The sequence below is a fragment of the Paraburkholderia strydomiana genome (genome assembly GCF_031456815.1).
GTDB lineage: Bacteria > Pseudomonadota > Gammaproteobacteria > Burkholderiales > Burkholderiaceae > Paraburkholderia > Paraburkholderia caledonica.
The window spans coordinates 87,717-102,409 of record NZ_JAVDVL010000010.1 but is presented as its reverse complement, the minus strand read 5'-3'; the positions used below and the strand labels follow the sequence as shown (position 1 = coordinate 102,409).

Here is a 14,693-nt window from a genome sequence, read left to right as displayed (position 1 = left end):
GGCAGTAAGCATGACCGGCGGGAAAAACAGGCGGGAGAGCAACAGGTTATGGCGACGATCAAGGATGTAGCGGCCGTGGCGGGCGTGTCCTTCACCACGGTGTCCCACGTGGTGAACAACTCGCGTCCCGTGTCGGCAGACGTGCGCGCGAAGGTCGAGCACGCCATTCGCCAGCTTCACTATGTGCCGTCGGCGGTGGCCCGTTCGCTGAAGGCGCGCGCCACCGCGACCATCGGACTCGTCGTGCCGAACAGTACGAACCCGTATTTTGCGGAGCTCGCGCGCGGCATCGAGGACGGTTGCGCTCGCAACGGCTACTGCGTGTTCTTCTGCAATTCCGACGACGACCCAGCGAAGCAGCGCAATTATTTGCGCGTGCTTCAGGAAAAGCGGATCGACGGACTGATCGTCGCGTCTGCCGGCGACGACGCGGTACTCGCGCAGACTCTCGCCGACGCGCGCGAGCCGCTCGTGATCGTCGACCGCAACATTGAAGGCGTGAACGCCGATCTCGTGCAGATCGATCATGAAAAGGGTGCATATCTGGCTACCCGTCATCTGCTCGAACTTGGACATGTGCAGATCGGCTGCATCAGCGGGCCGGTCGAAACGGCGGTGAGCGCCATGCGGGTGCACGGCTTTATCCGCGCAATGACCGAGCGCGGCATCGAGATTCCGCCCAATGCGATCGTCGAAAGCGATTTTTCGGGCACCGGCGGGCATCGCGCGGCCGCGCAGCTGTTCGACACGCTCAAGCCGTCAGCTATTTTTGCGTGCAACGACATGATGGGCATCGGCGCGTTGCGCGCCGCGGCGGAGCGCAATATCAGCGTGCCGCGCGACTGTTCGATCATCGGTTTCGACGATATCGAACTCGGACGCTTCACGTATCCGGCGCTGTCGACCGTCGGGCAATCGGTGCGCGCGCTCGGCGACATGGCTGCCCAGACGCTGATCGAACGGATCGCGGGCAAGTCGTCGGCGAGCGCGCGGCCAGCCGGTCGTCGACGTGTGGTCTCGCCGCGGCTCATCGTGCGTGAATCGACGTCGGCATGGGCTGGCGCGGGAAAACGCGATCTCGCGGCTTGAGCGCGGGTGGCCGGCTTGGACGTGTGTCGAGCCGCCATGTACTTCGGCAGGTTAGAAAGCTGGATTTCGGGAGAAGCGAGTGTCAAGTAACGAAACGCGTGCACGCGTGGCAGTAGTCGGCAGTCTGAACATGGATCTCGTCGCGCGCGCGCCGCGTTTGCCGCATCCCGGCGAAACGCTGGCCGGCCGCACGTTCGCGCAGGTCGCGGGCGGCAAGGGCGGCAACCAGGCGGTGGCCGCGGCCAGACTCGGCGCGCAGGTGTCGATGCTCGGCTGTGTCGGCGCGGACGCGAACGGCGCCCAGTTGCGTGCGGGGCTCGAAGCGGAAGGCATCGACTGCGCGGCGGTCGAGACCGGCCGTGAGGCGACGGGCGTCGCGCTGATCGTCGTCGACGATGCGAGTCAGAACGCGATTGTGATCGTCGCCGGCAGCAATGGCGAAGTGACGCCTGAGACTATTGCGCGTCATGAAGCGGTTCTGGCCGCCGCTGACGTGGTGATCTGCCAGCTCGAAACGCCACTCGACACGGTGCAAGCGGCGCTGGCCACGGCGCGGCGGCTCGGCAAGACGGTCATTCTGAATCCGGCGCCGGCCACGGGTCCGCTTCCCGCCGAGTGGCTGCCGCTCATCGACTATCTGATACCGAACGAACTGGAAGCGGCGACGTTGACCGGCTTGCCCGTCGGCTCGCCCGAAGAAGCGGCCACTGCGGCTGCCGTGTTGCGCGCGGCCGGCGCGCGCAACGTGCTGGTCACGCTCGGCCCGCGCGGTGTGCAGGCGGCGCTCGAAGGCGCGGCGCCGGCCTTGTACGACGCGCCGAAGGTCAAAGCCGTCGATACTACGGCGGCCGGCGACACCTTCATCGGCGGTTTCGCCGCGCAACTCGCGCAGGGTGCGAGCGTGGATGCGGCGATCCGCTTCGCGCAGCGCGCGGCGGCGCTGTCGGTCACGCGGGCGGGCGCGCAGCCGTCGATTCCCACGTGGGCCGAGGTGGAAGGCTGAGTGTTGGGATGAGGGCGGCGCCGGGCTGCTGGCGTCGATCCTTGCATGCCATGCTGCGATGTTCGAGGTGCGTACCGCGGTTATTCAATATGGCGCGCAGCCGCGTTTGGCACGCATCACGCCGCCCCGGTTTCTTGCTCGCGCGGATCTGCTGATCTGCTAATCCGCCGAGCGGCCGAATCAGCGAGGGCCAAAAGCCGAGTGCCGAGCCCGTCGGCCGATTAAATGATTAGCAGCTAGCCAGTCACTACTTCACCATTCCCCGCTTCAGCCGGCACCCACGGCTATCAAACCCCAGCCTCGCTCACCAGGCTGCACCGCACCGCATCCCATCTACACACGCCCCCGCGCGATCTTCCTTGCATTTCTTGCTAACTTCCGGCAACCGCCTTTCTTCATACTAGCAGCGCTTCAAGTATCCCGCTTGCTTGCCGTAAACGAGGCTAATAGAGCAACGCGTCTAAGCGCGCGCTCTCATCCGTCTACTACAGGAACAAGCATGTTGAATAAAGGAATTTCGATCAAGGCGCGGATCGGCCTGACGATGGCTTTTCTCGCGGCGCTGCTCGTCGGCATCGGCGCGTTCGGTCTATTCGGCATGGGCCGTTCTAACGACGCGTACAAGGATACCTTCATGAACTCGATGCCGAGCGCGGTCAACATCGGCAACGCCGAGTTGTTCGCGGCGCGCGAGCGTCTCGCGCTCGACCGCGCAGCGTTCATGATGGGTACGCCGGAAGTCACGGCGACGCTGGAGCGCGCGCGGGGCATGCGTGCCACGTCCGACATGTGGTGGAAAAAGTACATGGACCTGCCGCGCGAACCGGAGGAAGAACGCCTCACGCAAGTCGTGGTCGGCAAGCGCGACGCACTGCATCAACAGGCCGAAGCGTTCTCAGCCATCGTTACGGCTGGCGATCAGAGCAAGTTGATCGACGGCGCGAAACGCATGCAGGTGGCCTACAACGAACTCGCGACTGCCGACGAGGCGCTCAGCAAATATCAGTTCGATCAGGCCCGGCAGGGTTTCGAGTCCGCGCAGTCGAGCTTCGAGATGTTCCGCATGGTCAGTCTCGGCGCGCTCGTCGCCGGTGTCCTCGCGGCGCTGCTGTCGTATGTGGCGCTCAGCCGGGCAATCGCCCGCCCGCTCGCCGAGGCGCTGGGTCATTTCGACGCGATCGCCGCAGGCGATCTGCGCCGTCAGGTCGTCATCACGTCGCGTGACGAAATGGGGCAGGTGCTCGAAGGTATCGGGAAGATGCAGCGCAGTCTCACCGAAACGGTGCGCGCAGTGCGCGGCGGAAGTGAGTCGATTGCTACCGCGACGCGCGAGATCGCGGCCGGCAACATTGACCTGTCGTCGCGCACGGAAGAGCAGGCGTCCGCGTTGCAAGAAACGGCGTCGAGCATGGAACAATTGACGGGCACCGTGAAGCAGAACGCCGAGAACGCCCGCCAGGCAAGCTCGCTCGCGGCCAATGCATCGGAAATCGCCAACAAGGGCAGTGCGGTCGTCGGCCAGGTGGTCGGCACGATGGGCGAGATCAACCAGAGTTCCGCGAAGATCGCCGACATCATTTCGATCATCGAAGGAATCGCGTTCCAGACCAACATCCTCGCGCTGAATGCGGCCGTGGAAGCCGCCCGTGCCGGCGAAGACGGGCGCGGTTTCGCGGTCGTCGCAGGGGAAGTGCGCAGCCTTGCGCAACGCTCGTCGGCGGCGGCCAAGGAAATCAAGGAGTTGATCGATACGTCGGTGGACCGCGTGCAGTCGGGCTCGGCGCTCGTCGACGAAGCGGGTCGCACGATGACCGAGATCATCGGCGCGGTGCAGCGCGTGACCGACATCATGGGCGAAATCGCCGCGGCATCTGAGGAGCAGAGCAGCGGTATCGACCAGGTGGCGCGCGCCGTCACCCAGATGGACGAAGTGACGCAGCAAAATGCCGCTCTCGTCGAAGAAGCGGCCGCAGCGGCGTCTTCTCTGGAAGACCAGGCCGGCAAGCTGCGCGGCGCGGTCGCCGTGTTTCAACTGCAAGACGGTGGCGCGCAGATGCCGGGCGGCTCGCTGTCGCGGCATCTGCCGACGCCGGCACGGGTTGCCCCGGCTGTGCCGCGGTCGGCGCCTCGTGCAGCCCCGCGCGCAAGCGCAGCGGCGCCGGTTCAGCATGCAAGCGCTGCTCCCGCGCCTTCGCCAGCAGCCGCGCCGGCACCCGCGCCTGCAGCACCGAAAGCCGCTCCCGCGCCGCGTGCGCCTGCCAAGGCTGCGGCCGTCGCCAGCGCCGGCAGCGATCAGGACTGGGAAACGTTCTGACCGGACGTCTAAGGTAGTGGCCTGTACGCCGCTCGGGCCGCGGGAACGTGCGCTGCAATGATCGTTCCCGACGCGTCGGCTGCGGAAGCCGTGGCGACTGAGCCGACTGCAAATAAGACCGCGCTTGCTTATGTAAGCGCGGTTTTTTTATGGCGTGTGCATTAAGTCGCGTTTGTCGAGCGGCCGAAGCCCTGGCGGGCTTCACGATCCGGTACATTGACGGGCGCGGCTACGGTAATTCGTGACCGGATCGCGGCTGTCGGCTGTCGGCTGTCGGCGACGCTGCGGCTGTCCGGGCCCGAGGGGCGCTGCCGCGCAAACCGCCGCGTGGCTAAGTGCCGCCCAGCAACGTCTCGTCGCCGCTTTACTACTCTTCACCATCGCTAACCACCGCGCTGCAGTAGCCGTTAAATGCGCCAGCCACAAAGGACCGACATGACGCCACACGACCTCGCGCACCGCCTCGTCGAAGCACGGCGGCAGCATCGCCCGATCGACGGGCTCGTGCCCGAACAGATGCCGCCGGACGCCGCCACCGCTTACGCGATCCAGCAGGCGGTCATCGAGGGTCTCGGCGACTCCACCGGTGCGTGGAAGATCGGCGCGAAGGTGCCCGGCGGGGCCGCCTCTGGCGCGCCGATCCCCGCTTCGCTCGTGCTGCCTTCGCCCGCGCGAGTGGCTCGCGCGGGCTTCTTTCGCGTGCTGATCGAGCTCGAGATCGCGTTCCGCTTCTCCGAGGCGATCGAGCCCCGCGGCCATGCCTACGCGCGCGACGAGGTCCTCGCGCTGGTCGGCGAAGTGCTGCCGGCCATTGAGATCGTCGATAGCCGCTTTGCGGAATGGCCCAACATCGCGCCTCTTGCCCAACTCGCCGATGCCCAGAATAACGGAGCGTTGATCACCGGCCACCCGGTGCCGTACGCCGGACTCGCGCGCGGTTTCGATTTTGTTTCGCCGGAACTGGAGCTGAGCTTCGACGGCAATTCGCTCGTGCCGGACGCCACTGGAAATCCCGCGGGCGACCCGCGCGAACTGCTAGTGTGGTTCGTCAACCATTGCGCCGCCATGGGCATCACGATCGAGCCGGAGTGGACGTTGACCACGGGCTCTTATGTCGGTGCGCACAATGTGGGCAAACCCGGCATTGTGCGCGGCCATATCGACGGACTCGGAGAGGTCGAGATCGAACTGACCTGAAGCCGTGACACTGTGTGATGTGACACGGCGCCCGGTTTCTATCCGATGTCGTTCTTGTAACGGCGCATTACAAACACCACGTTTAACGGCTGCCGATGGGCGGCCGTTTTACATTTGATGCGTCTGCGCTTACCGCTTAGCCGTATACCCTATTGAACCGTTTGAATGCCGCGCCGTTATCCAGTTAACGGAGAGCGAAGGGAGAGCGAAGGGAGAGCGAAGAGAGAGCGAACAGCGAGCGAACTGCGCGGCCGCGAGCGGTAAGAAACATACATGCGCGATACCGGTGGCGCACATTCTGCAAGAGTGTGAGTGAGTGCGAGCGATGCAGGCAACCATGTCGTCGACGCGGTTATGTCAAAGCGGCGAAGCAGCGAAAGCGTGGCTCGATAGCGAAGCACGGAGAGCGGCACAACGATTTCTGAGTGGATGTGAATCGCGATGGAACAAAAGCTCGCGTACATGGACGAACAGCATGGAAGTACGCCGGCGAGCCGCACATGCAACGGCGGTCGACAGACATGTAACAGATGCGAAGACATGTAGACCAAACGCATGTCCATGCGTTAGGAAGGAAAGTGCGATAGCAAAAAGAGCGGGGACGTAGCGCGAATTTTGCAAGGCGCTGGCTTCAAGGTACGCGGTGTGCGTGTGCAGCCATCGCGTGAATGCAAGTGTTGGGATGCACCTGGTGAGCGAGCTGTTCGATCGTTCGACGCGCAAGATTGTAGGTCGTCGAAACAAGCTTTCCAAGTGATGAATGTTGGGAGGCGAATGCGGCGCGATTTTCGCAACGTAGTTCGTGAAAAAAAATTTAAAAGGGTTTAGGATGAATTCGAGCGATGTCGTTTCCGAATAGCGCGCCGCGCACGACATCGGTCTAGACTTCGGCGAGGAGGTAGCATGGATATCTACAGCAGTTTCGCGACCCGCTTCGAGAAAACACGAGAGGACGAACTCTCGCTCGAGGAGTATCTCGCGCTCTGCAAAGACAATCCCGCCGCGTACGCCACGGCTGGCGAACGCATGTTGACGGCAATCGGAGAACCCGAACAGATCGATACTCGCAACGATCCGCGTCTGTCGCGTATCTTCGCGAACAAGGTCATCAAGGTATACCCCGCATTCCGTGAGTTCTACGGAATGGAGGAGGTGATCGAGCAGGTGGTCGCCTACTTCCGGCACTCGGCCCAGGGGCTCGAAGAGAAGAAGCAGATTCTGTATCTGTTAGGCCCGGTCGGCGGCGGTAAATCGTCGATCGCGGAACGCCTGAAGCAGCTCATGGAGCGCGTGCCGTTCTACGCGATCAAGGGCTCGCCCGTGAACGAATCGCCACTCGGTTTGTTCGACTACGACGAGGACGGTCCGATCCTCGAAGAGCAATACGGCATACCACGCCGCTACCTGAAAAGCATTCTGAGCCCGTGGGCGGTCAAGCGCCTGCACGAGTACAACGGCGACATCCGTAAATTCCGTGTGGTGCGGCGCTATCCGTCCATCCTGCGGCAAATCGGTATCGCCAAAACAGAGCCTGGCGACGAGAACAATCAGGACATCTCGTCGCTCGTCGGTAAGGTGGACATCCGCAAGCTCGAACAGTATGCGCAAGACGATGCTGACGCATACAGCTACTCGGGCGGCTTGTGTCTCGCGAATCAGGGCCTGCTCGAATTCGTCGAAATGTTCAAGGCGCCGATCAAGGTCTTGCACCCGCTGCTCACCGCAACCCAGGAAGGCAACTTCAAGGGCACGGAAGGCTTCGGCGCGATCCCTTTCGACGGCGTGATTCTCGCGCACTCGAACGAGTCGGAGTGGAAGGCATTCCGCAACAACCGCAACAACGAAGCATTGCTCGACCGGATCTTCGTCGTGAAGGTGCCGTACTGCCTGCGCTACTCGGAAGAGATCAAGATCTACGAGAAGCTGTTGCGCAATTCGTCGCTCGCCAATGCGGTATGCGCTCCCGGCACGTTGAAAATGATGGCGCAGATGTCGGTGCTCACGCGCTTGCAGGAGCCTGAAAATTCGAGCCTCTTCTCGAAGATGCAGGTCTACGACGGCGAGAATCTGAAGGACACCGATCCGAAGGCGAAGTCGTACCAGGAGTACCGCGACTTCGCGGGCGTAGATGAAGGGATGACCGGCGTGTCGACCCGCTTCGCGTTCAAGATTCTGTCGCGCGTGTTCAACTTCGATTCGACCGAAGTCGCGGCGAATCCGGTGCACCTCATGTACGTGCTCGAACAGCAGATCGAGCGCGAGCAATTCCCACCGGAAACCGAGCAGAAGTATCTGTCGTTCATTAAAGACGTGCTTGCCTCGCGCTACGCGGAATTTATCGGTAAGGAGATTCAGACCGCTTATCTGGAGTCGTACTCCGAGTATGGGCAGAACATTTTCGATCGCTATGTGACGTATGCCGACTTCTGGATTCAGGATCAGGAGTTCCGCGATCACGATACTGGCGAGAGCTTCGACCGCGCGGCATTGAACGCCGAACTGGAGAAGATCGAGAAGCCCGCCGGCATCAGCAACCCGAAGGATTTCCGCAACGAGATCGTGAACTTCGTGTTGCGCGCGAGAGCTGCGAATGCAGGGAAGAATCCTGCATGGATCAGCTACGAGAAGCTGCGCGTGGTGATCGAAAAGAAAATGTTCTCGAACACGGAGGAGTTGCTGCCTGTCATCTCGTTCAACGCCAAAGGCTCGGCGGAAGAACAACGCAAGCACGAAGACTTCGTCAACCGGATGGTGGCGAAGGGCTATACGCCGAAGCAGGTGCGCTTGCTCTGTGACTGGTATCTGCGCGTGCGCAAGTCGTCATGATCCGCATTGCGTGCCGCCCGCGCGGTCCGACCGCGCGGGCACCCTGCGAGGCGCAAGCTGCATGGACATAGCACTGGACCATGCAGCGTACGTCTCGCGACGAGTCGACAAGGGAGACGAGGCGTGCTTCATCAAATCATCGACCGCAGGTTAGCAGGCAAGAACAAAAGCATTGCAAATCGCGAGCGTTTTTTGCGTCGCGTTAAGAACTATATTCGTCGCGCCGTTTCGGAAGCGGTGCGCGACCGCAGCATCAAAGACATACAGAACACGCAGAGCATTACGATTCCGCGCAAGGACATCGCAGAGCCGTCGTTCCGTCACGGGCCGGGCGGCCGGCGCGAAATGGTGCATCCGGGCAACTCCGACTACATCCGCGGCGACAAGATTCAGCGTCCGCAAGGTGGTGGCGGCGGAGGCGGTGGCGGCCAGGCCAGTAACGAAGGCGAAGGGCAGGATGACTTCGTGTTCGAACTGAGCCGCGAAGAGTTCATGCAGTATTTCTTCGACGACCTCGAATTGCCGCGGCTCGTCAAAACTCACCTGATGGCCGTGCCCACGTGGAAGAGCATTCGCGCCGGCTGGGCTGCCGAAGGCACGCCGAACAACATCGACGTGGTCCGTTCGTTGCGCAGCGCGCTGGGCCGCCGCATCGCACTCGGCGCACCGCTCGTCAATCAGTTGCACGAGATGGAGCGGCAACTCGAGGTCATGAAAGCGGACCCCGACGACCGTCGCGAAGACATCAAACTGCTCGAAGAGGAAATCCACCACTTGCGCGGGCGCATCTGGCGCATTCCGTTTATCGATCCGTTCGATTTGCGCTACGTGAACCGCGTGAAGCAGCCGACGCCGTCCAGCCAGGCCGTGATGTTCTGTCTGATGGATGTGTCGGGTTCGATGGATGAGCAGCGCAAGGATTTGGCGAAGCGCTTTTTCATCCTGCTGTACCTGTTCCTCAAGCGCAACTACGAAAAGATCGAGGTGGTGTTCATCCGCCACCACACGCGTGCGGAAGAGGTCGACGAAGACACTTTCTTCCATTCGACGGAAAGCGGCGGCACGGTCGTGTCGAGCGCGCTCGAACTGATGCAGAAGGTCATGGACGAGCGCTATTCGCCGACTGAATGGAACATTTACGGCGCGCAGGCGTCGGACGGCGACAACTGGACCGACGACTCGCCGAAGTGCCGCAAGATACTCTCGGATGACATCCTGGAGAAGGTGCGCTATTTTGCGTATATTCAGGTGACGCCCGAAGAGCAGAATCTGTGGCTCGAGTATGCGCAACTGGCGTTGAGCCAGCCGCATATGGCGATGAAGAAAGTCGAAACCGCGGCTGACATCTATCCGGTGTTTCGCGAGTTGTTCGAAAAGCAGGTGGCGTCGTCATGACGGACAAGCACTTGCACAACGAAGCGCGCGGCTATCAGCCGGAGCGTGGGAAAGGCGTGCCGCAGCGTCAGTCGGGGCATGCCGAGGCAGCGGCGGACGCGGTCCGACCCGTCGCAGCTGGAGCAGTCGACAACGCTGAAGCACGGGGACACACCGGAACGCCCACTGAGGGGCAAAGGGAAGTCCGTATGAACGTAGCCGATAGACGGCCTCTGCCGTGCCCGTCCGACTGGACCTTCGAGTTGATCGAAGAGTACGACTCGCATATTGCCCGTGTTGCAGAGCAATATGAGCTCGACGTGTATCCGATCCAGCTGGAACTCATCAGCGCTGAACAGATGATGGACGCTTATGCGTCCGTCGGCATGCCGGTGAATTACCGGCACTGGTCGTTCGGCAAGCACTTTCTCTCTACCGAAAAAAGCTACCGTCGCGGGCAGATGGGGCTCGCGTACGAGATCGTCATCAATTCAAACCCCTGCATCGCGTATCTGATGGAAGAGAACACGATGACGATGCAGGCGCTCGTCATCGCGCATGCGGCGTATGGGCATAATTCGTTCTTCAAGGGCAACTATCTGTTCCGGCTGTGGACGGATGCGCATGCCATCATCGATTACCTCGTCTACGCGAAGAACTACATTGCCGAGTGCGAGGAGCGCTTCGGGTTGGACCGTGTCGAAGAACTGCTCGATTCGTGTCATGCGCTGATGAACTATGGCGTCGACCGCTATAAGCGTCCGCAGAAGCTATCGCTCGAAAAGGAGTTCGCCGCGCGGCGCGAGCGCGAGGCGTACCTGCAGTCGCAGGTCAACGAACTGTGGCGTACGCTGCCCACGCGCCATACGCCGTTGCCCGAGGAAATCGAGGAGCGTTATCCGCCGGAGCCGCAGGAAAATCTGCTGTATTTCGCGGAGAAAAACGCGCCGTTGCTGGAGCCTTGGGAGCGCGAGGTGATCCGCATCGTGCGGAAGGTGGGACAGTACTTTTACCCGCAGCGGCAGACGCAGGTCATGAACGAAGGCTGGGCCACGTTCTGGCACTACACGCTGCTCAACACGATGTACAACCAGGGCAAGCTGGAAGACGGCTTCATGATGGAGTTTCTCCATTCGCACAGCAATGTGGTTTATCAGCCGCCCGTCACGAAGCCTTACTACAGCGGTATCAATCCGTACGCGCTAGGTTTTTCGATGATGAGCGATATTCGCCGCATCTGCGAAAACCCTACCGACGAAGACCGCAAGTGGTTCCCGGAACTGGCCGGCAGTCCGTGGCTCCCCGCCATGCACTACGCGATGCGCAATTTCAAGGACGAGAGTTTTGTCGCGCAGTACCTGTCGCCGCATCTGATCCGGGAAATGCGTCTGTTCTCGGTGCTCGACGACGACATGCGCGACGCGCTCGAAGTCTCCGCGATTCACGACGACAGCGGTTATCAATATGTGCGCCAGGCATTGTCGCGGCAGTACGACATGCATCATCGCGAGCCGAATATCCAGGTGTGGTCGGTGAATACGCGTGGCGACCGCAGTCTGACGCTGCGGCACTTCATGAGTGACAACCGCCATCTTTCGTCCGATAGCGACGAAGTGCTCAAGCACATGGCGCGTTTGTGGCAGTTCGACGTGTATCTCGAAAGCGTCGATGAAAACGGCACGGTCAGGAAGCGTTACGAGTGCCGCTACGTGCCGCCGGCCGTGAGGGCGTAACGGGGCGGTTAGGGGCGCTTAGGGGTCTCTTGGGCGCGCCCGCCGCTGTTGTGGCCGGCGCGCCTGTCTCTTTGTGGAGTCCAAAGTCGAGCTTGGCTTTCCCGACGGGTGAGTCGTGACGGTCGGCGCTCGAATCTGGTTAAGGGTTATGGCTTACGCCTGGGCGCCCAGATCAGCCAGAAAATCCCGCGCGCGCTCCGACAAGCCCGGGGCGAGGTTCAACGCCTGAGTGGCCGCCGTGGCGACCCGAGCGCGCGCGTTCTCCTCCAGTTCGTCGGCGGCTGTCGTCAGCCAGTCCGGAAACTTTTCCGCGAGCGCGTCGATCAATACCGCGGCTTGCCGCCGGTCCTTATCTGCCTTCAGCGCACGCGACGGATCGCGAAGCGTGCTGACGATAAGCTTGTGAAGCGCGAATCTGGCGGGATCGGGCAGCATCACCGGTACCACATGCTCCTTGCCGAGGATAAAGCCGCGCGTAGGGTTCGATACCAGATACCTGAAGTAGGGAAGCCCTGTCGCGTGGGCGCGCAAGTGCGGCAAGGCCTTCGTCTCGTACGCCTCGGTACCCGGCACGAGTAAGTCCACCTTGAGGGGCTGTCCACGCGCCTTGAACGACGTGGACGGCTTTCGCGAGTCCAGTTCCGGCACCTCGAGAAACGGAATACCGCTATCACGAAGGATGTCGAGAAAGCTGCGCTCTTCGGGGATAGCCACCGAAATGCTGCCGGTGCTGCCAATGTCGATGTCTTCCGTCCTGTAGTTCGCAGGCAGCCGGACGCCGAGGCTGTTCAGAAGCGCGCCGAAGGCGTGGGAGCCGACCAGCACTCCGCCGTGGCTGAAAATTCCCGCATTGAAGAGCGTTGCCAGCGTGAGCGCCGAAGAGTTGTCCGCGGCGGCAAAGTTGGCCTTGCGCAGTATCTGGACCTCGGCGGCAAGCGCGCGCATCTCCGCGCTCTCGAGTAGTTTCGCCTCGAGCGCTGCGTCGGTAGCAGGCTCGCCGGCGCGGCCCAGCGACGTTTCCTTGTGCTTTCCCGATGCCAGATAGACGCGCCAGTAGGTGTACGTTTTCCCGTCGACGGTCTTCTGGGCGGCCGATCCCGGAGAGTGCAGGGGAATGTGGCCTTGTGCGCTCGCGCGCTCAGTGACGGACGAATACAGCGTTTGCAGTGCGTCGTTGTGGAAGCTGGCCATGGTTGGCGTCTCCTTATACCCTGTGATTAAACATTAAGGTATAAATAGACCGGCGTCAAATTTATACCTCACGATTCAATCACGAGGGATAAATCGCAAAACTGACTTAAAACCGCGGGACCGGTCGGCCAGCGGTGCGCACCGTAGCGCTTGCCAACAAACCCCCAACTTCCACTTGCGATTCTGTAAAATTCGCGCACGCTGAAAACTGCGTGCTGAAGGCGGCGCCATGACCGCCGCCTCCGTTCAAGAGACAAGGAAGACACAACATGACCGACCTCACAGACCACAGCGTGGCCTCCGCCCACGACACACGGCGCCGCATCTTCGCGATTGTCGGCGCGTCATCGGGCAATCTCGTCGAATGGTTCGACTTCTACGTCTATTCGTTCTGCGCGCTTTATTTCGCCCCCGCATTCTTTCCGAGCGGCAACACTACGACACAATTGCTCAACACGGCCGGCGTGTTCGCGGCGGGCTTCCTGATGCGCCCGATCGGCGGCTGGTTTTTCGGCCGTCTCGCCGACAAACATGGCCGCCGCATGGCGATGATGGTGTCGGTGTTCATGATGTGCGGCGGCTCGCTCGTGATCGCCGTGTTGCCCACGTACGCGCAGATCGGCGCGCTCGCGCCTGCGCTGCTGCTGGTCGCGCGTCTGTTCCAGGGACTGTCGGTGGGCGGCGAATACGGCACCAGCGCGACCTACATGAGTGAAGTCGCACTCAAGGGGCGGCGCGGTTTCTTCGCGTCGTTCCAGTACGTGACGCTGATCGGCGGCCAGCTGTGCGCGCTGCTCGTGCTGGTGGTGCTGCAACAAACGCTCTCCACCGCGGAGCTCAAGGCATGGGGCTGGCGAGTGCCGTTCGTGATCGGCGCGGTAGCCGCGTTGATCGCGTTGTATCTGCGTAAATCGCTCGATGAAACCACCACCGCCGCGACGCGTCAGCGCAAGGAAGCGGGCACGCTGCGCGGCCTGTGGAAGCACCGCGTCGCGTTTATGACGGTGCTCGGTTTCACTGCGGGCGGCTCGCTGATTTTCTATACGTTCACCACGTACATGCAGAAGTATCTGGTGAACACGGCGGGCATGAGCGCCAAGACGGCAAGCAATGTGATGACCGCGGCGCTCTTCGTCTACATGGTGCTCCAGCCGGCCTTCGGCGCGTTGTCGGACCGCATTGGCCGCCGCAATTCGATGCTGTGCTTCGGCCTGTTCGCGACCATCGGCACCGTGCCGCTTCTGCACGCGCTCAAAGACGTGACGAGCCCCTATGCGGCGTTCGCGCTCGTCGTGCTGGCGCTCGCGATCGTGAGCTTCTATACGTCGATCAGCGGCCTGATCAAGGCGGAGATGTTCCCGCCGGAAGTGCGCGCGCTCGGCGTCGGTCTCTCGTATGCGGTGGCCAATGCGATTTTCGGCGGCTCGGCCGAATACGTGGCGCTGTGGCTCAAGTCGGTCGGTAGCGAGTCGATGTTCTACTGGTATGTCACCTTGCTCTGCGCTATCGCCGGGCTCGTCGCGTTGCGCATGCGCGATCCGTCGAAAGAAGGCTACCTGCGTCACGAACCGTAAGTCTCCCGACCCACGTGCGCGCTTTCCACAAGCGCGCCGCGCACGTGCTCAGGACACCACGATTTCGGTGCCGAGCACGTGCAGCAGATCGCGCAGCGCTTCGGCCTGCGCCATTTTCGCGTCGCTGCGCAAATGGATCCGCACGGCTCGCCCGGCAATTCCGTCAACGGGTTGGGCGAGCCACAACTCCACCGCAAGTCCTAAACCCTCCGGCTGATTGACGGCAACCGGCTCGATCACGCGCGGCTTGAAACAGGCACTGTCGGACATGGCGAATCACCTCGAAGCTGATGACGTGTCCGGCTCATCGTAATCAGCGGCGTGCGCGAGTCCAAGCAACAAATACGTGTTTGCTAAGCAGAGGATGCTTAGCAGAAAAAACGCTGACCGCG

The 14,693-nt window shown here is 61.8% G+C and carries 10 protein-coding genes; 8 read left to right on the top strand and 2 right to left on the bottom strand.

Annotation, left to right across the window (positions count from 1 at the left end):
- The first annotated feature begins 48 nt into the window (after window positions 1-48).
- From J2W46_RS24555 to J2W46_RS24525, 7 genes are all read left to right on the top strand, one after another.
- Window positions 49-1,089, top strand: a complete 1,041-nt coding sequence (locus J2W46_RS24555) for a LacI family DNA-binding transcriptional regulator (RefSeq protein WP_020070246.1) — start codon at window positions 49-51, stop codon at window positions 1,087-1,089.
- Window positions 1,090-1,168: 79 nt separating this feature from the next.
- Complete coding sequence (gene rbsK, locus J2W46_RS24550) at window positions 1,169-2,092, top strand: ribokinase (RefSeq protein WP_087752538.1); 924 nt, start codon at window positions 1,169-1,171, stop codon at window positions 2,090-2,092.
- A gap of 499 nt (window positions 2,093-2,591) precedes the next feature.
- A complete protein-coding gene (locus J2W46_RS24545) occupies window positions 2,592-4,406 on the top strand; it encodes a methyl-accepting chemotaxis protein (protein ID WP_204520939.1) in 1,815 nt (604 codons plus the stop codon).
- Window positions 4,407-4,841: 435 nt separating this feature from the next.
- The gene (locus J2W46_RS24540) at window positions 4,842-5,603 is read left to right on the top strand and encodes a 2-keto-4-pentenoate hydratase (RefSeq protein ID WP_310356993.1); all 762 of its coding nucleotides are present in this window, start codon (window positions 4,842-4,844) and stop codon (window positions 5,601-5,603) included.
- Between the two features lie 903 nt (window positions 5,604-6,506).
- Window positions 6,507-8,429, top strand: a complete 1,923-nt coding sequence (locus tag J2W46_RS24535; RefSeq protein ID WP_013339422.1) for a PrkA family serine protein kinase — start codon at window positions 6,507-6,509, stop codon at window positions 8,427-8,429.
- A 123-nt stretch (window positions 8,430-8,552) separates the two neighbouring features.
- Window positions 8,553-9,824 carry a YeaH/YhbH family protein gene (locus J2W46_RS24530; protein WP_020070250.1) on the top strand — a complete coding sequence of 424 codons (1,272 nt, stop codon included), beginning with the start codon at window positions 8,553-8,555 and terminating at the stop codon, window positions 9,822-9,824.
- On the top strand, window positions 9,821-11,536 hold the full coding sequence (locus J2W46_RS24525) for a SpoVR family protein (protein ID WP_020070251.1): 1,716 nt from the start codon (window positions 9,821-9,823) through the stop codon (window positions 11,534-11,536). The genes J2W46_RS24530 and J2W46_RS24525 overlap by 4 nt, the downstream gene beginning before the upstream one ends.
- 153 nt (window positions 11,537-11,689) lie before the next feature.
- Here J2W46_RS24525 and J2W46_RS24520 read toward each other — a convergent pair whose 3' ends face one another.
- Window positions 11,690-12,727, bottom strand: coding sequence for a GSU2403 family nucleotidyltransferase fold protein (locus J2W46_RS24520; RefSeq protein WP_310356988.1), 1,038 nt, complete (start codon window positions 12,725-12,727; stop codon window positions 11,690-11,692).
- A 269-nt stretch (window positions 12,728-12,996) separates the two neighbouring features.
- On the opposite strand from J2W46_RS24520, the gene J2W46_RS24515 reads away from it, so the two are divergent.
- Window positions 12,997-14,301, top strand: a complete 1,305-nt coding sequence (locus J2W46_RS24515) for an MFS family transporter (RefSeq protein ID WP_020070253.1) — start codon at window positions 12,997-12,999, stop codon at window positions 14,299-14,301.
- Between the two features lie 48 nt (window positions 14,302-14,349).
- Here the strand turns inward: J2W46_RS24515 and J2W46_RS24510 are convergent, their stop codons facing one another.
- Window positions 14,350-14,571 carry a hypothetical protein gene (locus tag J2W46_RS24510; RefSeq protein ID WP_020070254.1) on the bottom strand — a complete coding sequence of 74 codons (222 nt, stop codon included), beginning with the start codon at window positions 14,569-14,571 and terminating at the stop codon, window positions 14,350-14,352.
- Window positions 14,572-14,693 lie beyond the last annotated feature (122 nt).